The organism is Virgibacillus sp. SK37 (assembly GCF_000725285.1).
Lineage (GTDB): Bacteria > Bacillota > Bacilli > Bacillales > Amphibacillaceae > Virgibacillus_Q.
On the sequence record NZ_CP007161.1, the window covers coordinates 1,477,557 to 1,502,362 of the forward strand.

At 39.4% G+C, this 24,806-nt stretch carries 20 protein-coding genes and 2 rRNA genes; 17 read left to right on the forward strand and 5 right to left on the reverse strand.

Going from position 1 to position 24,806, the window contains the following annotated elements; translation table 11 throughout:
• Window positions 1-626: 626 nt before the first annotated feature.
• Together X953_RS07670 and sspO are read left to right on the forward strand one after the other, a co-directional pair.
• A complete protein-coding gene (locus X953_RS07670; protein ID WP_040955047.1) occupies window positions 627-2,099 on the forward strand; it encodes an alkaline phosphatase family protein in 1,473 nt (490 codons plus the stop codon).
• A gap of 57 nt (window positions 2,100-2,156) precedes the next feature.
• Window positions 2,157-2,312, forward strand: coding sequence for a small acid-soluble spore protein O (sspO, locus tag X953_RS07675; protein ID WP_040955048.1), 156 nt, complete (start codon window positions 2,157-2,159; stop codon window positions 2,310-2,312).
• A 148-nt stretch (window positions 2,313-2,460) separates the two neighbouring features.
• Here sspO and X953_RS07680 read toward each other — a convergent pair whose 3' ends face one another.
• Both X953_RS07680 and X953_RS07685 read right to left on the reverse strand, forming a co-directional pair.
• Entirely contained in the window at window positions 2,461-3,450 is a 990-nt protein-coding gene (locus X953_RS07680; RefSeq protein ID WP_369792741.1) for a sodium:calcium antiporter, read from the reverse strand.
• Between the two features lie 87 nt (window positions 3,451-3,537).
• Window positions 3,538-3,771: a TM2 domain-containing protein gene (locus X953_RS07685; RefSeq protein ID WP_040955050.1), complete on the reverse strand. Its 234-nt coding sequence runs from the start codon at window positions 3,769-3,771 to the stop codon at window positions 3,538-3,540.
• 198 nt (window positions 3,772-3,969) lie between these two features.
• On the opposite strand from X953_RS07685, the gene X953_RS07690 reads away from it, so the two are divergent.
• Window positions 3,970-6,696 (forward strand): UPF0182 family protein, encoded by a 2,727-nt coding sequence (locus X953_RS07690; RefSeq protein WP_040955051.1) that lies wholly within the window; start codon window positions 3,970-3,972, stop codon window positions 6,694-6,696.
• A gap of 80 nt (window positions 6,697-6,776) precedes the next feature.
• Here X953_RS07690 and X953_RS07695 read toward each other — a convergent pair whose 3' ends face one another.
• On the reverse strand, window positions 6,777-6,932 hold the full coding sequence (locus tag X953_RS07695) for a YjcZ family sporulation protein (RefSeq protein WP_040955052.1): 156 nt from the start codon (window positions 6,930-6,932) through the stop codon (window positions 6,777-6,779).
• Window positions 6,933-6,953: 21 nt separating this feature from the next.
• Window positions 6,954-7,058, reverse strand: coding sequence for a YjcZ family sporulation protein (locus X953_RS19470; RefSeq protein ID WP_019378935.1), 105 nt, complete (start codon window positions 7,056-7,058; stop codon window positions 6,954-6,956).
• 195 nt (window positions 7,059-7,253) lie between these two features.
• Between X953_RS19470 and X953_RS07700 the strand changes: the two genes are divergently transcribed.
• Window positions 7,254-7,541 carry a hypothetical protein gene (locus X953_RS07700; protein WP_040955053.1) on the forward strand — a complete coding sequence of 96 codons (288 nt, stop codon included), beginning with the start codon at window positions 7,254-7,256 and terminating at the stop codon, window positions 7,539-7,541.
• A 97-nt stretch (window positions 7,542-7,638) separates the two neighbouring features.
• Here X953_RS07700 and X953_RS07705 read toward each other — a convergent pair whose 3' ends face one another.
• Window positions 7,639-8,415: a DUF2268 domain-containing protein gene (locus X953_RS07705; RefSeq protein ID WP_040955054.1), complete on the reverse strand. Its 777-nt coding sequence runs from the start codon at window positions 8,413-8,415 to the stop codon at window positions 7,639-7,641.
• 209 nt (window positions 8,416-8,624) lie between these two features.
• On the opposite strand from X953_RS07705, the gene X953_RS07710 reads away from it, so the two are divergent.
• The 13 genes from X953_RS07710 (at window position 8,625) to X953_RS07770 (ending at window position 24,741) form a co-directional block, all read left to right on the forward strand.
• Window positions 8,625-8,855: a YppG family protein gene (locus X953_RS07710; RefSeq protein WP_040955055.1), complete on the forward strand. Its 231-nt coding sequence runs from the start codon at window positions 8,625-8,627 to the stop codon at window positions 8,853-8,855.
• A gap of 103 nt (window positions 8,856-8,958) precedes the next feature.
• Window positions 8,959-9,207 (forward strand): stage VI sporulation protein F, encoded by a 249-nt coding sequence (locus tag X953_RS07715; protein ID WP_040955056.1) that lies wholly within the window; start codon window positions 8,959-8,961, stop codon window positions 9,205-9,207.
• A gap of 80 nt (window positions 9,208-9,287) precedes the next feature.
• A complete protein-coding gene (locus X953_RS07720) occupies window positions 9,288-9,902 on the forward strand; it encodes a diphthine--ammonia ligase (protein ID WP_040955057.1) in 615 nt (204 codons plus the stop codon).
• A 137-nt stretch (window positions 9,903-10,039) separates the two neighbouring features.
• Window positions 10,040-11,533, forward strand: coding sequence for a peptide MFS transporter (locus X953_RS07725; protein WP_040955058.1), 1,494 nt, complete (start codon window positions 10,040-10,042; stop codon window positions 11,531-11,533).
• Window positions 11,534-12,051: 518 nt separating this feature from the next.
• The gene (locus tag X953_RS07730; RefSeq protein WP_040955059.1) at window positions 12,052-12,558 is read left to right on the forward strand and encodes a PH domain-containing protein; all 507 of its coding nucleotides are present in this window, start codon (window positions 12,052-12,054) and stop codon (window positions 12,556-12,558) included.
• Window positions 12,555-14,045, forward strand: coding sequence for a PH domain-containing protein (locus X953_RS07735; RefSeq protein WP_040955060.1), 1,491 nt, complete (start codon window positions 12,555-12,557; stop codon window positions 14,043-14,045). Before X953_RS07730 ends, X953_RS07735 begins: the two co-directional genes overlap by 4 nt.
• Window positions 14,046-14,171: 126 nt before the next feature.
• A complete protein-coding gene (locus X953_RS07740; RefSeq protein ID WP_040955061.1) occupies window positions 14,172-15,245 on the forward strand; it encodes an endospore germination permease in 1,074 nt (357 codons plus the stop codon).
• Window positions 15,242-16,669, forward strand: a complete 1,428-nt coding sequence (locus X953_RS07745) for a spore germination protein (RefSeq protein WP_040955062.1) — start codon at window positions 15,242-15,244, stop codon at window positions 16,667-16,669. The genes X953_RS07740 and X953_RS07745 overlap by 4 nt, the downstream gene beginning before the upstream one ends.
• Window positions 16,670-16,679: 10 nt before the next feature.
• Window positions 16,680-17,804, forward strand: a complete 1,125-nt coding sequence (locus X953_RS07750) for a Ger(x)C family spore germination protein (RefSeq protein ID WP_040955063.1) — start codon at window positions 16,680-16,682, stop codon at window positions 17,802-17,804.
• A 107-nt stretch (window positions 17,805-17,911) separates the two neighbouring features.
• On the forward strand, window positions 17,912-18,883 hold the full coding sequence (gene uvsE / locus X953_RS07755) for a UV DNA damage repair endonuclease UvsE (protein WP_040955064.1): 972 nt from the start codon (window positions 17,912-17,914) through the stop codon (window positions 18,881-18,883).
• Between the two features lie 86 nt (window positions 18,884-18,969).
• Window positions 18,970-19,407: a CBS domain-containing protein gene (locus X953_RS07760; protein ID WP_040955065.1), complete on the forward strand. Its 438-nt coding sequence runs from the start codon at window positions 18,970-18,972 to the stop codon at window positions 19,405-19,407.
• A gap of 516 nt (window positions 19,408-19,923) precedes the next feature.
• Window positions 19,924-21,489 (forward strand): 16S ribosomal RNA (locus X953_RS07765).
• Between the two features lie 334 nt (window positions 21,490-21,823).
• A 23S ribosomal RNA gene (locus X953_RS07770) occupies window positions 21,824-24,741 on the forward strand.
• Together the 16S and 23S rRNA genes form the textbook arrangement of a ribosomal RNA operon.
• Window positions 24,742-24,806 lie beyond the last annotated feature (65 nt).

Consider the following 24,806-nt stretch of genomic DNA (forward strand, 5'->3'; position numbering starts at 1 on the left):
GCTATTCCGGCAGGAGTCGCCGCCCTCCACTCCAATCAATTTGTATGAGCTTTAAAGTCTCAAATACAGAGTGGGCTTTTTACTTGTTCCTTGACGATGTAAAGCGACTTTTTACACCTAATACTAAAATTATTTATTGCTAAAAAGTAACTCTTAGCGTAGGAAAATACGGAGACTTCTGGGGGAGATGAGGCATCGGTGAGACCCCGAAATGCGTAGCATGAGGAGGCTCATCAGCCGCCCCCGAAAAGCGAAGTATTTTTCCGTAGCGGTGTTATTCCACATTAAAAAGAAAAGTAAATTTTCTTTAATTCGCATTTCCCTCTTACTACGAATTAAGGTTTGTAACGTTTGTAACCCAACATTTGCCATAGAACCTGAATTTTTTGGGCATTAGTATGTTGTTATGCATAACAGTGCTGTTCAGCTCCGACGAACGGGACGCTTAGTGCCGGTATAACTGCAGTTGTTTTGAGAGTATGTGTCTAGTCTGGGTTCCTTACTAGTGAGCATTTGCATTTTCACACCTATTCATTTTCGAATAATGCATAGAACCATTTAACTTGTGCAATTTAATTAACAGGATAATGGTTCCAGTAATGAATTTGGAAGATGGTGGGATAATCATGAAGAATAATAAACCCTCAAAAAAACCCGTAATTTTATTAAATATCGATTCCTTGATGCCTCAAGCTCTTGAGATAGCTGTACAAACAGATCAAACACCAGCCTTGAAATTTCTAATGGAAAATGGAATGTATTTTTCTAATATGGTTACCTCTTTTCCAACTATGTCTGTAACGATTGATAGTTCACTTTTAACGGGAACTTACCCAGATCAACACCGAATTCCCGGTCTGCATTGGTTCGATACACGAAATTTGCAGTTTATTAATTATGGGACAGGGTTGAGAGAGACGTTTCGAATTGGGTGGCGCCAATCCGTTCACAACATGCTTTACCGACTGAATCATGAACATTTAGGCGCAAACATTACAACTATTTATGAAGAATTGGGAAAGAAAAAACTGCATTCTGCTTCCATAAATTCATTTGTATATCGTGGAAATAAGCCTCAAAAATTAAAAACACCGAAAACACTTCGTGCGTTCACCGAATTTGAAAATGGGGAGTGGACAGCTCAGGTTCCTCCCATATTTTCATTGGGTACTTTTTCGAAAATCAGACAAAGGGGAGTCCCTACACAAATTGCTGCGGGAAATTATAAATATACAGCAAAAGAATTACGTTATCTAATCCGTAAAAACAAGTTGCCAAGTTTCACCTTCTGTATTTTTCAGGATATGGATGCACGTATTCATTTTAAAGGACCTACGGATATAAAGCTTATTAAAAAAATTGATAAAGAAATTCAGAAGATATTAAATATGTATCCCAGCTGGGAAAAGGCACTGGAAAAAAATATCTGGATGGTAATTGGAGACAACGGCCATGCTGCCACAGGGACCAGTTATCGCAAATGTATCATTGATTTAAGAAAAATATTTAAACAGTTTAGGATTGCGCAAATACAACGAAGACCAAAAAGTAAGGATCAAATTGCAATATGTGTAAACCAGCGTATGGCGTATATTTACCTTTTAAACCAAAGCGTTTCCATTCGTAAGTTAATTGAATTGCTCCGAAAAGAATCACGTGTTGATATCATTGCTTGGAAAAATGGAGAAAATATTCATGTAGTTTCAGGTATAAAAGACGGCATGATTACCTACCGGGCAGGAGGACTATATACGGATATTTATAATCAAAATTGGAGTATTGAGGGGCAACTGGATCTACTTGATCTCACTCTAACAAATAACCAATATTTATCTTATGGAGACTACCCGGATGCTTTGGCACGATTATCAGGTGCCTTACATTCCCACGAGGGCAATTTTATTATTGTTAATGCAAAACCAGGATATGAGTTTAAAGCACAATCTACTCCATTTCATCTTAGTGGGGCAGCACATGGCTCTCTTCACAGGCAAGAGTCACTTGTGCCTTTAATTATTGCTGGTACAAAAGAAAAGCCTCCCTATAGGCGTTTTGTGGATATGAAAAACTATATCATTAAATTAATTGATTCTAATTAGGACATTATTAGAATACGTTTTTCTCATTTTTACATACTAAGATGAGGAGGTGTGGAAATGAGCAAAAATAAAAAGAAGTTAACAAGTACACCATATAGTAGTGACCAGCCGATCGCTAAGAGACTTACCAATAAAATGGATCACGAATTTGCCAATGAGCCTTTAACTGAGATGGAAAGACAACATAATAAAAAGACAAAAAAACGTCAATAACGAGCATATTAATAGCCATGATGGAAAGTAATTCCATCATGGCTTTTTTGAGAAATAGGAAATTCTAATCTTAAAGTTAACTGTCCCCATACAAATTAAATGCATCGGTAATCGGACCGATGCATTTAATTTAGTACATAGATACAAGTTAGCTTAATACAATATATACAACAACTCCTATATAACTTATAACCACAGTTAAAGAAGGAGCCATATACGTAAATGCATTCCTTGCCACATTTCGCTTCGTTACAAGCATCGTGATAATGGTTAAAAGGAATCCAATAACGGAAAGTATGATGAGTTGGTCATTTGCTTGTTGCCACAATGTTCCGTTTTGATAAAAGGGATCTGAAATAGCGATTACTAAAATGTTAAATAAATTGCTTCCAAGGATTGTTCCTACAGCCATGTTAATATTAGCTAATTTTAAAGCTGTAAAAACACTTAATGCATCGGGAATGGAGGAAGCCATAGCAACTAATATACTGCCAATAAATGTTGCGCTAAGCCCTGTTTCATTAGCCAACCGATCACCAGAGAGAGACAACGCGCTTCCAGACACTAAAATAACAATGGAAAATAGTAAAAATTTAATTAATGTTTTGCTGATTCCTTTTCCGGAATTGGTTGTTTGTTCCCTTATTTCACTATTCTCCTTTTTCTGTAATGACGAAATAAGGATCAGACCAATTACATATACAGCAACAATTACTAAACTTGTTAAACCAACATGAAATATTGAAAAAGAGGTGTTGGTAAATAAACCAAACATTGTAATAATGGAAAGAAGAAGCGCAAGGTAACCTGTGGAAACATGGTGCTTGGCTCCATGTAAAAACAACTGCTTTTTGCGAAAAATTAAATCCAAACCAAATAGTGCAAAGAAATTAAATAGGATACTACCAAACCCATTACCAACGGCGATGTCGACATTGCCAATTATACCGGCTGAAATAGACACAGTTAACTCTGGTAGGGAGGTTGCTACAGCCAATAATATGGTGCCTGCCATCATTCCGCCTAGCTTTGTTTCTCTGCTTATATGATCTGCATAAGTAGATAGCTTGATAGCAGAAAAAGCAGATATGATAGCTGCTATTACAAAGATTATACCTAATGTAAGTGTTATGATGATCCACTCCCATCAATAGAGTCCCTTTTCCTATTCTCTATTTGATGGATAAGTAAACATCTTTTTACTTACCAGCACTAACAAGCATATTTAACGTGGGTTTCGACACATTCCAGGTATTAAAAAAATATCCAAAAACAACCAGAGCCAAAGAAAAGCCAATGGCACCCAACCGATCAACAACCAGGTTGTAGCCCAACCGACCAAACCGATTAATAATTGAATAATGCCAGATCCTACTCTTCCGGTGTAAAAACGATGTACACCAATTTGGCCAAAGAAGAACCATAAAATATATGCTAAAGCGTAACTTCTTTGAGGCATTTCTTCTCCCTCCTTGTAAAAAAGAATTATATCGCGAATACTTAAGCTAATAATGTATTAATTATGTTATCCTATTAGTGAATAGTCAAGTGATCTGGGATATACTCAGCATGTATACATGTCTATATGAAATACTGAAACTTTTACGTCTCTTTTTCGTATAAGAGTTAATAGTTTTAAATACTAGGGGGTTTATCATTGAATTTTAAAGAGAAGATGAATACGAATCGAATGAGAAAGGTAGGTAGCCGATTGGGCAAAGTACTTGGTGTTTTGCTTGTAATTGCTTTAATCGGTTTGTTCTCCTATCGCTGGTTTACAGATTATTTATGGATGGATTCTTTGGGGTTTGAAAGTATTTATACGACAATTTTAAGCAGTAAAATAATATTAGGTGCAGTAGGATTTATACTATACTTTATTTTAACCTATTTTACTTTGTCTTGGATTCGGAATACATACACAGGACATTTTGATGCACATCAACTGGCTCCTGTTCTAACTAACAAAAAAATGAGCAGGCTAATCATCGCTGGTGTAGCTGTTTTGATAGGGGCATTCGGCAGTTCGATTGTTCAGGGTGTTGGCTGGGAACCAGCATTAAAACTATTAAACTATGCTTCCTTCGGTGAGACGGATCCTTTCTTTAACTTAGATATATCTTTTTATATGTTTATTCTTCCTTTTGTAAAGTTTGTCATTAATATCTTGCTGGGTATTGCTGTATTCTTTTTATTACTGGAAATTGGAGCATACTCTGTTTTTCATTTATATCGCATGAGCCGATCCGCTCAAATTCATTTAGCTACAACACTTGGCTTCATTGGTTTACTATTGGCTGGAATGCATTTGCTTACACCATATGAGTCGTTGCTGACAAATCAAGTGAATATTTTCCAGGAAAGCGTTGTTCATGGCATAAGCTATACAGATAAAATTATAAATATCCCAGTATCTTATGCATTAGCTGCTGTTGCAATAATTGGTAGTATTTGGATGATTATAGCTCTTAATAATAGAAGGAAACTTTCATCCATGCTGCTCCCTGTCATCGTGTATGGCATATTAGTAATAGGAGGACAAATAGCATCTGTTGTCGTTCAAAACTTTATTGTTTCTCCTAATGAGTTTTCTAAAGAAAAACCTTACTTAAAGCACAACCTTGAATATACAAGAGCTGCATATGATCTTGATCAAATTAAAGAAAAGGAACATCCTGGTAACGATTCTCTTGATGAGAAGATGATCGAACGAAATCAGAAAACGATCGAAAACGTTCGAATAAATGACTCACGACCTATTTTGGATGTGTACAACCAATTACAGACATTCCGTACGTATTATCAATTTAATGATATTGATATTGATAGATACGAAATTGATGGAGAATATGAACAAGTATTTATCGGCGCACGAGAATTAAGCACTGGAGATCTTCCTTCACAGGCGAAGACCTGGGTGAACCGAAAGCTGAGGTACACACATGGTTATGGGTTTGCAATGAGTCATGTTAACCAGATCACCCAACAAGGTCAGCCAAAATATATGATGAAAAACCTTCCTCCAGAAGGTGTGCTCGACATAAGTAGGCCACAAATTTACTTTGGTGAAGAAAAATATGAAAATGTGATTGTTAACTCAAAAGTGGATGAATTCGATTATCCTTCCGGTGATGAGAATGTTGCCAATCGATATGAAGCAGATTTAGGTATCCAACTATCTGGTATAAACCGTCTATTGTTTACATTGAGTGAAGGATCTATGCGAATGCTTGTATCAGATCAGATCACAGGAGATAGCCAATTATTGGAAACTAGAAATATTATGGACAGAGTAAACAGAATAGCTCCTTTCTTTGAATATGACGAAGACCCCTACATTTTCGTTCGGGAGGATGGGACACTTGCATGGATGATTGACGCCTATTTAACAACGGATAATTACCCGTACGCAGAAAACTATGAGAAAAACAAAAATTATATTCGAAATTCCGTAAAAGTAACGATTGATGCATATAGTGGTGAAGTGAATTACTATATTGTAAATCCAGCGGATCCGCTATTACAGACATATGAAAATATGTTCCCAGAACTATTCACTAAAGAAATTCCGGAAGATGTTCAAAAACATTTCCGTTATCCTGAAAGACTATTCTCTATTCAAGCAGCAAAGTATGGGACATATCATATGACTAATTTAGAAGTTTTCTATAATAGGGAAGACTTTTGGCAGTTTCCAACAGAGAAATATTTCAATGAAGACATCGAAATGGAACCATATTACATTACGATGAAGCTGCCAGAATACGATGAAGAAGAATTTATCCTTATGATGCCTTACACTCCGAAGAAACGCCAGAATATGATCTCTTGGATGGGGGTAAGGAATGACGGAGAAAATTATGGTGAAATATTTGTATACCGTTTCCCTAAGCAAAAAAATATATATGGGCCGCAACAAATTGAAAATCGAATTAACCAGGATAGCACTATTTCACAACAGCTTAACCTTTGGTCACAGGGTGGTTCTAAAGTAATTAGAGGAAACTTATTAGCTATCCCAATTGAGGATACCGTTATGTATGTAGAACCAATTTATATAGAGTCCTCAAATGAAACATCACTTCCAGAAGTGAAAAGGGTAGTTATCGCCTATGAAGATAATATTGTAATGGAAGAAACCTTTGACGCTTCTTTGGATAAAATGCTTGCCTTGATTAACCCGGAAAGCAAACAAGGATCCGATGATACATCAGATGAAGGTGATACAGACGATCAAACAGCACCAATAACAGGCGCTGAGGAAAAACTCCGTGAATTCTCTGAGCTCTTTGAAAATTATCAAGCTGAGCTATCAGAAGGTAACTGGGAGGAAGCCGGCAAAATCATGAAAGAAATTGAGAGTCGACTAAATGAAGCCGAATAAAACAAAGAATGAATCAATAGGTAGCAAATGATGAAAAAAGTGCTCTCCAGAAATGGAGAGCACTTTTATTGGTTTGGATATTAGAACCAAGCAGCTCCTACAATGATTAGAAGGATGAATAATACGACGATTAAGGCGAAACCGCCCCCGGCGCCATAGCCACAGCCACCGCCGTATCCTCCTACAGGTGCTCCATAGCCGTATCCGCCACAGCCACATCCATAATTACCAAACATATAACTTCCTCCTTTTATTTTTTAGTATCCGTATCCTACATAAGATGCGCCCACAATTATTAACAGAATAAACAGCACAACAATTAAGGCGAAGCCTCCGCCGTAGCCACCATATGAACCACTCATTCGTAAACCACCTCCATATCTGTTTACATTGTATCTTATGTAAAGAACTCCCCAATGTTATGGACATTATCCCAATTTCACAAAAAATATAGCAAAGTGGGCTCAATACAAATTCCACGTTCCCCCTAACGCACGTGTCCCATACACTTCCGCTTCTGCTTCATATACTGTCATAAGCATATTGGGGGTGAAAATATGTCAGTTCAGCATTATCATAATCTATGTCAACGTTATAGAGGGAGGGCAGTTGAAATTAGAACACACCGGGGCGACGTTCATCGAGGGATTATTAAACATGTAGACAGACAACGGGTTTATTTGGAACCTTTTGGTGGTGGACAAAGAAATCTTGGAGGTTTTGGTTTTGGTTTTTATGGCCCCGGTGGGGGATACGGAGGTTATGGTTACCGACCAGGATTTGGATACGGACTCGCGTTGGGTGCAATTGGTACACTCGCATTACTTCCCTTCTTCTTTTGGTAAGGGAATATCTTATTTGATTTGTTTTTTAAATAGCTGTCGAGGCTCTCGACAGCTATTTTATTGATTTAGTGAGGAATAACGCTTTTACTTTTGCTTCTTAGGACGGGATAAAGTCTTCTGAAGGCAATTGAAGCATTTCATTGGTAGTAGTTTTCTTGTTTTTTGCGTAGTTTTTCACCATTTGATACCCAACACAATATCCGGCCATTTTTGGGTAGAAGTACCGCCCATACAATATGGAATAATAACTGGAATGTGTTCTTTTCATATTTTTTTTCGGTGATAAAAGATTCTTCCATAGGTTTTCAAGCTGCAACTCGGAGTAATAGGATGTCCAATTAGCTGTATTTTCTTCTCCTAACCGTTCACGAACTGCATTTTCCGCTAATCCTTCAAGAATGATCGTATCTAAAAGTGTAAAATCTTCTTCCTTTTTATCCATTTTCCGTATTCGACAAACATGGTTATATTCATGAGTAAATAATGCATGAAGTTCCCTCTCTGCATTATCCTCTGATACAAATAAGAATAGTTTATCTTTAAAGGAAAGACCTGCTTTCCCGTTATGATCTTCTTTTAATCGTCGGTTGGTAGGATCTGATGGGAAAATAAATATGGGAACCTTAGGACCTTTCCATTCACTTTGTAATGTTTTATATTCATCTTGAATGATTTTCCACACGCCTTTTTCCTGTAATCTTTTTATTAATTTCTCCCCATCAGGAAGTGGTGTGGTATACATTCCGTAAGCAGAAAGATGATGGTATATTTCCTCTGCATTTGCATTGTCAAACAAATTCGTTAATTTTTCGCAAAGGGTAAGTGGTTCTTTATAATATTCACGTAACCATTTATCTGTCTGAACTACCCCCATATAAACACCTCTCTTTTTCAAAAAATAAGACTTTTTATCCTTTCTTTCTTATTCCAGGGCGCAGCTGGCACTTTTGTTCTTTATTTCAGATTATGCAGGGGTTGTGGAAAGGTTTCGGGGTAACTTGAATTCAGATGGTCAAACACCCTTTCGTCTTTAAGCGTTAAGAATAAACTATATACAAGATGGAAAAAGGGGGTGGATTATATATGTTTCCAGGAAAACCAAGACGGCCTATGCCAAGAGAGCATCCCTTTATGTTTCAACGTCCCCGCCAAGTACCTCAAACGCAGTCAAAACGAAATCTTCTTGACGCTTTTCGTACAAGTGAAGGGGGATTTGACTTGGATAAAATTACCGGAACCGCACAAAAAATGCATGATTTATATGGGCAAGTAAGTCCGATGATAAGTAAGTTTATTACGAAAAAAGGTAAGTAATTTGAAGGATAGAAAACCAAATTAATGAAAACAATTGCGTAAGCCTACCCACTGTGTCATTCCCTTCATACAATAAGGTGTAAACAATAGGGAGGTGCGTTTGATGGACGATATGATGAAGCAAGTAGAGAAAAAGACTGGTGTAAAGGGAAACGATTTACAAAATCTTGCCAAATCACTAAGCAATTCTGATTTACAGGATGAGAAAAGTATTCGTAAATTGGTTAGGCAAATAGCCAAATTAGCAAATAAAAAGGTGAGTAAGCAAACAGAAGATATGATTGTTAATACACTAGTGAATGGAAAGAATAAAGTGGATGCTTCTACTATCTCTAAAATGCTAAAGAAATAAATTCCATAATCAATAGCTTGATCATAGATACGATGTTATTGTTGAGATAACATCGTATTTTTTTGAAAGGAGTTATATAAATGGTGAGTAAAGTTGCTTTGTCTTTCAGCGGGGGAAAGGATAGTTGTTTGGCGTTATATTATTTACAACAAAAAAATGTGAAAGTGGAATGTTTGTTGACAACAGTTTGGACAGACAAAATGAAAACTTTTGCGCATGATGAACATATAGAACAAATTCGGAAGCAGGCAGATGCTCTAGCGATTCCATTCCGTATCATTGAGACTGATTTTTCCACATATGAAGAAAAATTTGTTTCTAAGTTGCGGAAAGTTAGAGATGAATACGATTTAGATGGAATTGCTTATGGTGATATTTACCTTGAGGGTCACCGAGAATGGGGAGAAGGTGTGGCTGAAAAAGCTGGTTTAGAAGCGTTTTATCCACTCTGGAGAGATGAAAGTCAAGCAAAGGGTCTCCTGGAGGAATTTGTGAGTCAAGGTTTTAAGGCCGAAATTATTAAAGTGGATAATAATAAATTACCTGAAGCATGGGTAGGCAGAACAATTGATGATCTATTTATTAAAGAAATCATTCAAATGAAAGGTGTTTGCCCGTTAGGAGAATCTGGCGAATATCATACGCGGGTATATGACGGTCCTATTTTTACATATCCTTTAAATTACTTTTCCTAATGCTCATTGGCTAAAATATATTTCCATCCTTTCGAATACTTAATTTATTGACGCAAGCATGTAATTTGTCTAAAATAGTTCTGTTAGTGAAAATATTCTCAGACAATTGCGTTATTAACGGAGAGGATGACTACAACATGAATACGCATGATAAAGAGGAAATTGTCAGAAGTGTTCCTCAACAAGGTTTTTTTGGACAACCTAAAGGCTTGTTCACCTTGTTCTTTACTGAGTTTTGGGAACGATTTTCCTACTATGGAATGCGTGCCTTATTACTGTTCTATATGTATAATGAGGTAGCTTATGGTGGTTTGGGAATAGAAGATGGAACAGCAAGATCCATCATGGCAATCTATGGTTCACTTGTATATATGTCAGGCATTATAGGGGGATGGATTGCTGACCGTTTACTGGGTACTCAACGAACTGTCTTTTATGGTGGTGCCCTAATTATGGCAGGTCATATTGTCCTTGCTCTTCCTGCCGGTTTAACAGCTTTCTTTATTTCCATGTTACTTATTATTGTTGGTACAGGGTTACTAAAGCCAAATGTATCCAATATGGTTGGTGATATGTATGCCCTAGAGGATAATCGCCGTGATTCCGGATTTAGTATTTTTTATATGGGAATTAACATGGGTGCATTTATTGCTCCATTTGTAGTGGGTACACTTGGTCAGGAATATAACTATCACCTTGGTTTTGGTACTGCAGCGGTAGGAATGTTCTTGGGTCTAATTGTTTTTATAATTACGAAGAAGAAAAATTTGGGACTCGCAGGTACGTATGTGCCTAATCCCCTGGAAGAAAATGAAAAGAAAAAAGTATATAGTCGATTTGGGATCGGGGCAGTTATTATCATTATTTTGGCTGCAATAACCATTCCAACAGGTATCTTAACAATTAATCGTTTTACTTATTTAATAAGTATATTAGGAATCTTGATTCCCGCTACTTACTTTATTGTAATGTACCGCAGTCCAAAAACCAACGCAGACGAAAAATCACGTTTAATAGCATATATACCATTATTTATAGCAGCGATGATGTTTTGGGCTATTCAGGAACAAGGGTCCATCATCCTGGCAGAGTATGCTGATAAGCGGACACAACTTAAGTTCCTGGGCATTGAAATACAATCATCTTGGTTCCAGTCCTTAAATCCGCTATTTATTATTGCTCTAGCACCAATGTTTGCAGGACTATGGGTTAAATTGGGAGATCGCCAGCCGTCTACAACCAAAAAATTCTCTTTTGGATTATTTTTTGCAGGATTGTCCTTCCTGATCATGATTATTCCATCATTTATGCATGGAACAGATTCTCTCGTAAGTCCAATATGGTTGGTATTAAGCTTTCTTATAGTTGTATTGGGTGAGCTTTGTTTATCTCCGGTTGGTTTATCAGCCACAACAAAACTCGCACCTGCTGCTTTTTCTGCTCAAACAATGAGTTTGTGGTTCCTATCCAATGCATCGGCACAGGCAATTAATGCCCAAATTGTGAAATTTTATGATCCAGCCACTGAAATTATTTATTTCGGTGTAATCGGTGGTTTTTCTATTTTGCTTGGTATTATATTGTTCGCATTTGCTCCTATAATTCAAAAGTACATGCGTGGCGTACGTTAATAAAACTCAGAAGAAGAGGCTAGGACATAACTAGATAATGCTACTCTAAAGACGAACGTTCTAAAGAGTGGAAGCCCCGCTCCGGAAAAACGCTTCGCTTTCCGTGGGCGCTGCTAAGCCTCGGGCCAACACGAAGTTGGTCATGAAGGCGTTGCGACAATGGGGTTTGGTGGGGCGAGTATGCGCAGCCTCAGTACGTCGCGTTTTTAGCCTTCCTTCTTAATGCACACCGGGGTCTTACCTAGGCTTTTTCTCCCACAGGACAAGGAAGGCTACGACAGCTTAGCATCGCACGAAGAAAATTTGTACTTCATTTCCGAGGAGTTTGCGCGTTTTTCCTCCGCTAATTTGTTGCAAAAAGAAATCCGAACCATGATTCAGTCGTAGTACGAATCGGTTCGGATTTTCAATGTATAAAATTCTTTTGTCCCAGCCTGTTCTGCTAATTGTTTATCTCTTTGAAACTTTTTGGAGGTATAATCCGTATTAAAACATAATTACAACATAGGAGTGAAAACATGAATAGAGAAACACAAGGCCCTCCATTACCAACAAAAAAGCTGGAAAAGTCAATTGTAAAGGTTTGGAGAACTACTGCAGCAATTGAGGATGGAATCGGTTTGATTGTATTGGCTGTTCTACTATACTTAGATTACTATTTTGCTTGGCCAGTATGGATTGGCTGGATTCTCATAGGACTATTATTACTTTCTATCCTTTATTCCGTTTGGTCAGTATTTGTTAGACCTTATTATTTACATAAAAATTGGCGTTATGATTTAAATGAAGCATTTCTACAATTAAAATCAGGTGCAATTAATGAACAACATCAACTTATTCCTATGGCAAAAATCCAGGCTGTTTCTACAAAACAAGGCCCATTGCTACGAAAATATGGGTTATATTCTATTGAAATTATGACAATGGGGAGTTCACATACAATTCCAGGGATCCCTGAGAAAGCAGCCATGGAAGTTAGAAACCAAATTGCCATCTTTGCAAAAGTGAAGGAGGCAGAGGAATGAAGCAGTTGAATCGTTACCACCCATTATCGATTGTATTCGATATTTGGAAGACAGCAAAAAACTCATTTTTTGCTATTTTTTATCTCTATATTTTAAATTTTAGCTCTGATTCTACTTTTATATATTATGCAAGAATGATTTTTTTATTTTTAATGGGGATTACGCTAATTACTATTTTTCTAAAATGGTATACGTATAAATATTCAGTAAAGGAAACTTCATTTGAACTATATCACGGAATAATTAAAAAGACGAAGAAGACAGTGCCCTTTTCCAAAATACAAAATGTAAATCGCCATACGTCTTTGTTTCACCGTCTATTTAAAGTAACTTCCATACACTTCGAAACAGGTACCGCTGAAGATTCAAGTGTAAAATTTCCGGTAATTACAATTGCAGCTGCAGATCAGCTTGAAGAGTATATCACTGAAAAAGGAGAGAAGAAAGAAAGTAACATTTCATCCGAAGATTTAGATTCTAGCGAGAAAAGTGATCTGCCTAACAGAAAAACAGTTCATTTTCAGCCGAGAAGGAAAGATATTGTAAAAGCATCTTTTACTTCTTTAAGCTTTCTCGTTTTAATACCTATATTAGGTTCCATCTATTCTAAAATGAATCAAGTACTTGATTTGGAGGAGAGAGCAGAAGGGTATCTATCCTATCTTCTGGATGCATGGTGGATGATTATTATTTTTGTGCTTATTTTAGGTTGTGTTTCGTTATTAATTGGCATGGTCTGGACCTTTTTAAAATACGGTAAATATGAAATTTCTTCTGATGAGGAAAGGATATATATAAAGAAAGGTATTATGGAAACCACAGAATTTTCCATTCTGAAAAGTAGAGTACAAGCTGTTGAAGTATCGCAAACTTTTATGAAGCGGTTGCTTGGTCTTGCTGAAGTGAAACTTACTAGTGCAGGAAGCTTCAGTGGTGGAGAAGAGCTTGAAGTAAATACATTATATCCCTTTCTTCCATTAACGAGGGCATATGAACTGATTACAGAACTGCTGCCAACTTACGAAGTAGCTTCAAACTTGCATTCTCTTCCTAAAAAATCATTAGGCATTCGATTGTTAAAACCGAGCTGGTTCTGGGCGATAGCAACCGGTGCGTTATTCTATTTCCATCCTGTCTTTTTTCATGTGGAAATGACTTGGTTAATTCTCTCCATACTACTTTTGGCGCTTATTGTGTTGGCGCGAGTGCTGGATTACTACCATACAGGCTACCTGGTTCAGGGCCAATTTATCCAGTTTAAAACAGGCGGATTTACAACTACAACATTTTTATCAAGGAGAGATAAAATTATTGAAGTTGGTGTATCGAGAAACTTAATTCAACAATTTTTAGGGCTCGCTACTGTCACTACTGTTAATAGAGCCCAACCGGTTTACCATAACACGCTTACCGATGTTCCGTTAAACTTTACTACGCTATTTTATTCTTGGTATATGGAAAGAGAAAAAGAAGTAGAGCATGAATAATTTAAGCAAATAAAAAAAGCTGCCAATAGTTGGTAGCTTTTTTATTTAGGTTTTGATACTTTTTGAATAAACGTTTGGTAATAGAAAATACTATGTAGAGAATTTTAGTCTTATTGGAGGCTCTATATGAAATTCTCTCGGTTTCAATTATTCTTTTTAATTATATTGTATGTTGGAATTTCTAATCATGTCATCTTATTGCCACATTTAATTAGTGTTTCAAATAGAGATGCTTGGATCTCATCATTAATTGCATACTTTTGTCTGTTAGTCTGGGGAATTATTTTAAAGTTTATATTAAAGAGTATGCACAGAAACTCTTTACTCGTATGGACGCAAAAGAAAATGGGGAGAATTATCACTTATACACTTTTATCTTTATTTTGTTTTTACATAGTAACCACTAGCTTAATAACATTTAATGATTTGGTAAACACTATACAAATATATTTTTTACCAAGAACCCCAATTCTTTTTACAGGTCTGGCCTTCCTTCTATTATCTGTGTGCATTGCTTATAAAAATCTTAAAACGCTTGTTTACTTGGCTCTAATACTATCTCCACTGGTTATTATACTCGGGTTGTTTGTAGCTTTATCAACAATGGCGGAAAAGGACTATTCCTTATTATTTCCTGTTTTTACAAATGGAATGGAACCGATAATTAAAGGCGCTATTATGGTTGTTGGAGCCAATGCGGATGTTTTGTTTTTATTTCTTATTCAAAACCAGATAAAAAAGGAATATTCAGCATTGGACTTTTTTGTAATAATAACTTCTCTAATTATTCTTGTTATAGGACCAACAACTGGTGCAATAGCAGCTTTTGGTCCGGAAGTTGCATCGAAAATGCGTTTTCCTGCATTTGAACAATGGCGATTGGTTAGTATTGGCGATACCATTTCACACGTCGATTTTCTGGCTGTATTTCAATTATTGGCTGGAGCCATCATTCGTATGGCTTTAAGCATTTATCTATTGTGGAGTATCTGGGAAATACCTTCTCTAAAATTTAGGCGGATTCTAATTGGAGCTTATTCTATCTTCATTTTAATTATTATGATGCAGCCAAATGCTGATGTGTATTTACAGACGATTATGGAGAAATATTTTTATTTCTATTCCTTCATCTTTGCAATCTTTATCACTGTTTTTCTTCTAATAGCAAGCTATTTTAAAAGAGGAGGAACTAGCTCGTGAGCAACCAAAAAATAACCAGTTTAGCTAAGCTCAATCAAGCCCTGATCAAAGGCCGCTTAAAACCAGCAGATCTTCAGCGATTTTTTGTTAATTATGCTGATGTTCAAACGGTTGAAGGAAAGGTTTCGATGTACTATGCAGAAGGTATGATTGATTCTACGCAGCTTAATGAGTTTTCGGAAGCTGTTGAGCAAGCAATTTTAGACAATAAATTGGAGAAAGCCAGTAAAAACTTACCGCCTATTTCTTCTCTGACTTCATTGGATGAAATGATTGAGAGCTTGTTCTCTGGTTTATTAATTTTATATAAAGATGGAGATACATTCTTTTATACAGTTAATATTTCAAAGATACCTAAAAGAGAGCCAGAGGAATCCACCTCAGAAATATCGATTAAAGGCCCGCGAGATGGCTTTACTGAGGAAGTTAATGTAAATGTTTCATTGATTCGAAAACGATTAAAATCAAAAGAACTGTATAATCAGGCATTTGAATTAGGGAGTATAAGTAAGACGAAAGTATCTTTGCTTTATTTGAAGAATAGGGCTAATTCTAAAGTTATTAAAGAAATAGATCATCGTCTCAAAAAAATACAAGTAGACAGTATTATAAGTAGTGGTCAGTTGGAGCAATGGTTGTCTGACCGTACATTTTCCCTGTTTCCTTTATTTGATTATATAGCCCGTCCGGATTTTGTTGTCGAGTCTTTATTAAAAGGAAAGTTTATTCTTATCGTGGATGGCTCACCCTTAGTGTTAATTGGGCCAGTAAATTTGCTCGAATTATTAAATTCACCAGAAGATATTCACTATTCCTTTCAAATAATTATATTTCAAAAGATATTTAGAGTTATGGGTTTATTTGCGGCAATCTTCCTGCCAGGATTTTGGGTAAGTATCACTTCTGTTAACATAGATCAACTTCCTCTTAATTTATTGGCCACAATAGTGGAATCAAGGCAAGGAATGCCCTTACCGTTTGCATTAGAATTTATCTTCATACTCGTTCTTTTTGAAATTTTACGAGAAGCAGGTATTCAAATGCCCAAGCCTATTGGGCAAACAATTACAGTGGTTGGAGGTTTAATTATTGGTGATGCGGTCATTAGAGCCGGCTTAGCTTCCCCAACTTTAATTGTAGTAATTGCTGTTTCTGTTGTTTCCACCTATACATTGGTAAACCAATCGCTCGTAGCTAGTGTGAGTATACTGCGCGTTTATCTTATTCTAACATCAGCCATTTTAGGGGTTTATGGTTTTATTCTTGGATTAATAAGTATCTTAGTCTATGTGTGTAGACTGGAGTCATTCGGTATATCTTATGTACAGCCAATTACTGAGATTAACTGGAAAAAAATTTATTCTTCCATCTTCTTTACATTGTTAAGAAAAAGAAAGCCAAATACTCTTCATAATAAGAAATGAGGTATGGAATATGCAGAAGCTAATTATAGTTTGTATTTGCTTATTGTTGCTTATGGGATGTAGTGACATTAAAGAAATTCAAAAGATGAACTATGCTACTGCAATAGGTATTGAATATAAAGAAGGAAGATATGTTACTCATGTTCAGATGGTTGGGCTAAACAGTTTATCGAATGTAGAAAGTGCGCAAGGGGCTACAAGTCAAATTCTTGTCTCTGAATCTTCTGGTGAAACCTTTAATGATGCCTTGTTTGATTTGTATAATACTGCTCAAGAGAGAATTATCTGGTCACATGTGAGTAGTATTATACTTGATGAAACAGCTATAAAGAAAGGATTTGATGATATTCTGGACGGAATACTTCGCTATCATGAATTCCGACCAACACCTTGGATATTTGGTGTGAAAGGGAATATGACTGAAATATTGTCAACCCCAGGTTTTTTTAACCAGCCTCCTACTGAAACCATTTTGCATAACCCGGAAAATATTGAAGAACAGGATTCCATTATTCGACCTATAAAGCTTCATCACTACGCAAGAGAGATAACAGAACCAGCTTTTACAACCTTTTTACCTTCTCTTTATGTAAATAAGAAGCAATGGGAACAAAATGAGGAAGATGATCCCAAACTTTCTTTTGATGGTGCTTTCTTTATGGGGAAGCAAGGGGTTAATAAGTACTATAAATTGGATGAAATTAGGTCGATACGGTGGGCAACCCCAGATACTAAGCGGACTTCAGTAACAATTCCGTATAAAGATAGTAAATTGCTTGTTGTAATAGAGAATGTTCGAATCAACAAACAATATCATAGAAAAAAAGGAAGGCCCCAAGTAGATTATAATGTGAAGTTTGATTGTTATGTAACAAACCAAAAGAATCGAGCTTCTTTAAATAATAATGAAATAAGTGAAAAAATTTCTTCTCTAATAAAAAAGGAAATCATTGATTTTTATGAATTGGGCAAAGAGGATGGGGTTGACTTTCTAAACTTAGAGTATGAGTTGTACCGGGAGGATTACAAGTTGTGGGAGCAGTTAAAGGACGAAGGACCATATTTGAAAACGATAAAACTTAATCCGAAAGTAGATGTTTATTTACGGCATTCAGGTGCAGGGAAAATTAATTAATAGGGATTGGGAAATTTAAGTAATTAAGTTAACAAACATCTATTTCAAAAGGATGTGACATAGTGTGATTGTTTATGATCAATAGTTAGTATGGAGGTGGTGCCGCAATGACTTTGGTTCGTTTAGGCTATTCAGCAATAAGTATGCACGTGAAAAATAGCTCTACATCAAAAACAATGACTTTTTCCCGCTATTCCCAAATAGAAGATAAGAATGCAGCCATAAGAAAAATAGTTCAAATTGCAGCAACGAATTTAACTAATCTTCTACGGTTATTAAGACATAATAATGCACATGGTATCCATTTTTACCGTATGTCATCTAAGTTAATTCCCCTTGTAAATCATCCCGAAATACCAAGTTGGAATTATGTAAAGCACTTAGAAGAAAATCTACATGACATACATACGTTTCTGGAAAGCCATCCTGAGATGCGGGTAGATTTCCATGCAGATCACTTTGTGCTAATCAACTCACCAAAAAAAGAAGTCTTTAATCAGGCTGCAAGAACACTAAGAATGCACAAACGTTTGCTGAGTGGTATGGGAATAAATCCAGTACATCGTTGTGTCATGCATGTAGGAGGTGCATATGGCAATAAAGAAAAGGCATTAGAACAGTTTATTCATAATTGGGGTTTTCTCTCTGCGGATTTACAAGGGATGCTTATTTTAGAAAATGACGATAAAACGTTCGATCTTAGTGATACCCTGTTTCTTTGTGAAAAGTTAGGAGTCCCTTTCGTTTTTGATATTCATCATCATTTAGCCAACCATAAAGAGGGAGAGCGTTGGGAGGAGCAATGGCCCCGTATTCTTAAAACATGGGATCATTCAAACTTACCTATTAAAATGCATCTTTCAAGTCCGAAATCGAAATCCAATTACAGAGCTCATTCTGATTATATAAATAGTGAAATGTTTGTGGAATTTCTAAATGTAATTAAAGGGACCGTTCAGCAAATAGATTGCATGATTGAGGCCAAACAAAAGGACGAAGCTTTATTTGAATTAATGAAAGGTGTAAAAAAATATCCTGGGATTGGAATAGTGGATGGCGGCAGCTTTTTAATTAAGTAAACTGAGTAACTGTAAAATTTGCAAAAACTACCTATAATATAATGGTTAAAAGTAACCAACCTATATAGTGAAAGGGAGGTTGTTGCATGAATCAACAATTAAGAAATATTATGACACCCAATGTATATATAGTGAAGGAAACCCAATCTATACAGGAAGCAGCAGCAATAATGAGTGAAAATAATATAGGTGCGGTTCCTGTTGTTAATCACAATGGACATATGACCGGGATCATTACAGACCGTGATATTACGCTTCGCTCTACAGCGCAGGGAGAAGCGGCACAGACACCAGTTTCAGAAGTAATGACAGCACAGCAAATTGTTCAAGGTACTCCTGAAATGGATGTACAGCAGGCTGCACATATGATGGCTCAGCAGCAAATTCGACGCCTGCCGGTTGTGGAAAATGGACAAATTGTTGGAATGGTTGCTTTAGGGGACCTTGCAGTAGAGAATCAGTTTAACCAGCAAGCTGAACAAACGCTGACAGATATATCAACACCTTCAAGTCCTCAAAAGTAACATTAAGTGATTTAGTTGTATAAACTGTTGCCAGGGAATAATTTGGCAACAGTTTTATGTTTAACATTATTTTGGATTGGGTATAAAAGTAAGTAAAGCTATTTATGATGACAATGGTTGACATCTAAGGGCATGCATTGTAATATTGATCTCGCTGTTCAAATAGATTACACATCTTGCAGCCGATCTTATTAATTTAGTATGTTTGTAAAGACGAAAAAAATTATTGACTTCACTTTATGATATGTGATATATTAATTGAGTCGCCAATTTGAGAAGATAATGTGAAACTTATAAACTATGAAAAAAGTTGTTGACACATGTATCTCTGAATGGTATGATATAAAAGTCGCTTTTTTGGAAGTGACAACAAGTTCGCTCTTTGAAAACTGAACAAAACAACCAGTATGTCAAGAAAAACATGACGTTTTTCGTTAATTTTTAAAAGCCAGAAGTTAACGCTTCTGCAGCTAAGACATTGAGATAAGATTGATTGGTTTCGATCTTATTCAAACTTTTATGGAGAGTTTGATCTTGGCTCAGGACGAACGCTGGCGGCGTGCCTAATACATGCAAGTCGAGCGCGGGAAGCAAGTTGATCCTCTCCGGAGGTGACGCTTGTGGAACGAGCGGCGGACGGGTGAGTAACACGTGGGCAACCTGCCTGTAAGACTGGGATAACCCCGGGAAACCGGGGCTAATACCGGATAATACTTTTCATCACCTGATGGAAAGTTGAAAGGTGGCATCTTGCTACCACTTACAGATGGGCCCGCGGCGCATTAGCTAGTTGGTGAGGTAACGGCTCACCAAGGCAACGATGCGTAGCCGACCTGAGAGGGTGATCGGCCACACTGGGACTGAGACACGGCCCAGACTCCTACGGGAGGCAGCAGTAGGGAATCTTCCGCAATGGACGAAAGTCTGACGGAGCAACGCCGCGTGAGTGATGAAGGTTTTCGGATCGTAAAGCTCTGTTGTTAGGGAAGAACAAGTGCCGTTCGAATAGGGCGGCACCTTGACGGTACCTAACCAGAAAGCCCCGGCTAACTACGTGCCAGCAGCCGCGGTAATACGTAGGGGGCAAGCGTTGTCCGGAATTATTGGGCGTAAAGCGCGCGCAGGCGGTCCTTTAAGTCTGATGTGAAAGCCCACGGCTTAACCGTGGAGGGTCATTGGAAACTGGAGGACTTGAGTACAGAAGAGGAGAGTGGAATTCCACGTGTAGCGGTGAAATGCGTAGAGATGTGGAGGAACACCAGTGGCGAAGGCGACTCTCTGGTCTGTAACTGACGCTGAGGCGCGAAAGCGTGGGGAGCGAACAGGATTAGATACCCTGGTAGTCCACGCCGTAAACGATGAGTGCTAGGTGTTAGGGGGTTTCCGCCCCTTAGTGCTGAAGTTAACGCATTAAGCACTCCGCCTGGGGAGTACGGCCGCAAGGCTGAAACTCAAAAGAATTGACGGGGGCCCGCACAAGCGGTGGAGCATGTGGTTTAATTCGACGCAACGCGAAGAACCTTACCAGGTCTTGACATCCTCTGCAATCGGTAGAGATACCGAGTTCCCTTCGGGGACAGAGTGACAGGTGGTGCATGGTTGTCGTCAGCTCGTGTCGTGAGATGTTGGGTTAAGTCCCGCAACGAGCGCAACCCTTGATCTTAGTTGCCAGCATTTAGTTGGGCACTCTAAGGTGACTGCCGGTGACAAACCGGAGGAAGGTGGGGATGACGTCAAATCATCATGCCCCTTATGACCTGGGCTACACACGTGCTACAATGGATGGAACAAAGGGAAGCAAAACCGCGAGGTCAAGCAAATCCCATAAAACCATTCTCAGTTCGGATTGCAGGCTGCAACTCGCCTGCATGAAGCCGGAATCGCTAGTAATCGCGGATCAGCATGCCGCGGTGAATACGTTCCCGGGCCTTGTACACACCGCCCGTCACACCACGAGAGTTGGTAACACCCGAAGTCGGTGAGGTAACCTTTTGGAGCCAGCCGCCGAAGGTGGGACCAATGATTGGGGTGAAGTCGTAACAAGGTAGCCGTATCGGAAGGTGCGGCTGGATCACCTCCTTTCTAAGGATTTAGAACGGAACACTGGAAGGTTTACGCCTTTCAGGAAGGACATACATGGTTGTTTGGTTCAGTTTTGAGAGAGCGAATCTCTCTTTTTGTACCTTGAAAACTAAATAAGAGTAACAACGACATCAAATAAAAAGCTGAGGCGACTGCTCAGCGACGTACGGACTGGACTGACCCGTAGGAGATAAAGGAAACACGATGAATGTAAATGAATCGATGTTGACTTATTGTACGAAGGGGAAGGAAGTCGCGCTAGTCGCTAGGAGCCAAAGCTAGATTTAAATAAAAGCAAGGCTAAGAAATTAGCACGCTTATTCATTGTAAAAATAGTTAAGTGAATAAGGGCGCACGGTGGATGCCTTGGCACTAGGAGCCGATGAAGGACGGGACTAACACCGATATGTCTCGGGGAGTCGTAAGTAGACGTTGATCCGAGAATTTCCGAATGGGGGAACCCACTGTTCGTAATGGAACAGTACGCATAGCTGAATACATAGGCTATGTGAGGCAGACCCGGGGAACTGAAACATCTCAGTACCCGGAGGAAGAGAAAGCAAATGCGATTTCCCAAGTAGCGGCGAGCGAAACGGAATTAGCCCAAACCAGAAAGCTTGCTTTCTGGGGTTGTAGGACACTCCTTTGGAGTTACAAAGGAATTCTTTAGATGAATCGATCTGGAACGATCAGCCATAGCAGGTAAGAGCCCTGTAATCGAAAAGGAATTCTCTCCGGAGTGTATCCTGAGTACGGCGGAACACGAGAAATTCCGTCGGAATCCGGGAGGACCATCTCCCAAGGCTAAATACTCCCTAGTGACCGATAGTGAACCAGTACCGTGAGGGAAAGGTGAAAAGCACCCCGGAAGGGGAGTGAAAGAGAACCTGAAACCGTGTGCCTACAAGTAGTCGAAGCCCGTTAATGGGTGACGGCGTACCTTTTGTAGAATGGACCGGCGAGTTACGATCCCATGCAAGGTTAAGTGGAAGACACGGAGCCGCAGCGAAAGCGAGTCTGAATAGGGCGATTTGAGTATGTGGTCGTAGACCCGAAACCGTGTGATCTACCCATGTCCAGGGTGAAGGTCAGGTAACACTGACTGGAGGCCCGAACCCACGTATGTTGAAAAATGCGGGGATGAGGTGTGGGTAGGGGTGAAATGCCAATCGAACACGGAGATAGCTGGTTCTCTCCGAAATAGCTTTAGGGCTAGCCTCAAGAAAATGAGTACTGGAGGTAGAGCACTGATTGGACTAGGGGCCCTCATCGGGTTACCGAATTCAGTCAAACTCCGAATGCCAGCTACTTAGACTTGGGAGTCAGACTATGGGTGATAAGGTTCATAGTCGAAAGGGAAACAGCCCAGACCGCCAGCTAAGGTCCCAAAGTATACGTTAAGTGGAAAAGGATGTGGAGTTGCCCAGACAACCAGGATGTTGGCTTAGAAGCAGCCATCATTTAAAGAGTGCGTAATAGCTCACTGGTCGAGTGACTCTGCGCCGAAAATGTACCGGGGCTAAACGTATCACCGAAGCTGCGGATTGTTCTTACGAACAATGGTAGGAGAGCGTTCCAAGTGCTGTGAAGTCAGACCGTGAGGACTGGTGGAGCGCTTGGAAGTGAGAATGCCGGTATGAGTAGCGAAAAAAGAGTGAGAATCTCTTTCACCGAAAGCCTAAGGTTTCCTGAGGAAGGCTCGTCCTCTCAGGGTTAGTCGGGACCTAAGCCGAGGCCGAAAGGCGTAGGCGATGGACAACAGGTAGATATTCCTGTACCACCTCATGAGCGTTTGAACGATGGGGGGACGCAGTAGGATAAGGAATGCGCACCGATGGATGTGTGCGCCCAAGCAGTGAGAAAGTTGGATAGGCAAATCCGTCCAACATCTTTCAAGCTGTGATGGGGAGGGAAATAGAGTACCGAAGTTCCTGATTTCACACTGCCAAGAAAATCCTCTAGTGAGTTCATAGGTGCCCGTACCGCAAACCGACACAGGTAGGCGAGGAGAGAATCCTAAGGTGAGCGGGAGAACTCTCGTTAAGGAACTCGGCAAAATGACCCCGTAACTTCGGGAGAAGGGGTGCTCCTTTAAGGAGGAGCCGCAGTGAATAGGCCCAAGCGACTGTTTAGCAAAAACACAGGTCTCTGCGAAGCCGAAAGGCGAAGTATAGGGGCTGACACCTGCCCGGTGCTGGAAGGTTAAGGGGAAGCGTTAGCTTACGCGAAGCGCAGAACCGAAGCCCCAGTAAACGGCGGCCGTAACTATAACGGTCCTAAGGTAGCGAAATTCCTTGTCGGGTAAGTTCCGACCCGCACGAAAGGTGCAACGACTTGGGCACTGTCTCAACGAGAGACCCGGTGAAATTATACTATGCGTGAAGATGCGCATTACCCGCGACAGGACGGAAAGACCCCGTGGAGCTTTACTGTAGCCTGATATTGAATGTTTGTACAGCTTGTACAGGATAGGTGGGAGCCTTGGAAACCGGAGCGCCAGCTTCGGTGGAGGCATCCGTGGGATACCACCCTGGCTGTACGACCATTCTAACCCAGGGCCGTGATCCGGTCCGGAGACAGTGTCAGGCGGGCAGTTTGACTGGGGCGGTCGCCTCCCAAAAGGTAACGGAGGCGCCCAAAGGTTCCCTCAGAATGGTTGGAAATCATTCGCAGAGTGTAAAGGCAGAAGGGAGCTTGACTGCGAGACCTACAAGTCGAGCAGGGACGAAAGTCGGGCTTAGTGATCCGGTGGTTCCGCATGGAAGGGCCATCGCTCAACGGATAAAAGCTACCCCGGGGATAACAGGCTTATCTCCCCCAAGAGTTCACATCGACGGGGAGGTTTGGCACCTCGATGTCGGCTCATCGCATCCTGGGGCTGTAGTCGGTCCCAAGGGTTGGGCTGTTCGCCCATTAAAGCGGTACGCGAGCTGGGTTCAGAACGTCGTGAGACAGTTCGGTCCCTATCCGTCGTGGGCGTTGGAAGTTTGAGAGGAGCTGTCCTTAGTACGAGAGGACCGGGATGGACACACCGCTGGTGTACCAGTTGTTCCGCCAGGAGCATAGCTGGGTAGCTACGTGTGGTAAGGATAAGTGCTGAAAGCATCTAAGCATGAAGCCCCCCTCAAGATGAGACTTCCCATCACTTCGAGTGAGTAAGATCCCTCAGAGACGATGAGGTTGATAGGTCCGAGGTGGAAGCGTGGTGACACGTGGAGCTGACGGATACTAATAGATCGAGGACTTAACTAATTTTCTTCTTTGATGGTCGTTGTTTCCCTCTTATTTAGTTTTTAGGGTATAAATTCATTTTATGA

Coding starts and splice junctions, on each gene's coding strand:
- X953_RS07670 (WP_040955047.1), top strand. CDS start 627: ATGAAGAATAATAAACCCTCAAAAAAACCCGTAATTTTATTAAATATC.
- sspO (WP_040955048.1), top strand. CDS start 2,157: ATGAGCAAAAATAAAAAGAAGTTAACAAGTACACCATATAGTAGTGAC.
- X953_RS07685 (WP_040955050.1), bottom strand. CDS start 3,771: ATGCCTCAAAGAAGTTACGCTTTAGCATATATTTTATGGTTCTTCTTT.
- X953_RS07695 (WP_040955052.1), bottom strand. CDS start 6,932: ATGTTTGGTAATTATGGATGTGGCTGTGGCGGATACGGCTATGGAGCA.
- X953_RS19470 (WP_019378935.1), bottom strand. CDS start 7,058: ATGAGTGGTTCATATGGTGGCTACGGCGGAGGCTTCGCCTTAATTGTT.
- X953_RS07700 (WP_040955053.1), top strand. CDS start 7,254: ATGTCAGTTCAGCATTATCATAATCTATGTCAACGTTATAGAGGGAGG.
- X953_RS07705 (WP_040955054.1), bottom strand. CDS start 8,415: ATGGGGGTAGTTCAGACAGATAAATGGTTACGTGAATATTATAAAGAA.
- X953_RS07710 (WP_040955055.1), top strand. CDS start 8,625: ATGTTTCCAGGAAAACCAAGACGGCCTATGCCAAGAGAGCATCCCTTT.
- X953_RS07715 (WP_040955056.1), top strand. CDS start 8,959: ATGGACGATATGATGAAGCAAGTAGAGAAAAAGACTGGTGTAAAGGGA.
- X953_RS07720 (WP_040955057.1), top strand. CDS start 9,288: ATGGTGAGTAAAGTTGCTTTGTCTTTCAGCGGGGGAAAGGATAGTTGT.
- X953_RS07725 (WP_040955058.1), top strand. CDS start 10,040: ATGAATACGCATGATAAAGAGGAAATTGTCAGAAGTGTTCCTCAACAA.
- X953_RS07730 (WP_040955059.1), top strand. CDS start 12,052: ATGAATAGAGAAACACAAGGCCCTCCATTACCAACAAAAAAGCTGGAA.
- X953_RS07735 (WP_040955060.1), top strand. CDS start 12,555: ATGAAGCAGTTGAATCGTTACCACCCATTATCGATTGTATTCGATATT.
- X953_RS07740 (WP_040955061.1), top strand. CDS start 14,172: ATGAAATTCTCTCGGTTTCAATTATTCTTTTTAATTATATTGTATGTT.
- X953_RS07750 (WP_040955063.1), top strand. CDS start 16,680: ATGCAGAAGCTAATTATAGTTTGTATTTGCTTATTGTTGCTTATGGGA.
- uvsE (WP_040955064.1), top strand. CDS start 17,912: ATGACTTTGGTTCGTTTAGGCTATTCAGCAATAAGTATGCACGTGAAA.
- X953_RS07760 (WP_040955065.1), top strand. CDS start 18,970: ATGAATCAACAATTAAGAAATATTATGACACCCAATGTATATATAGTG.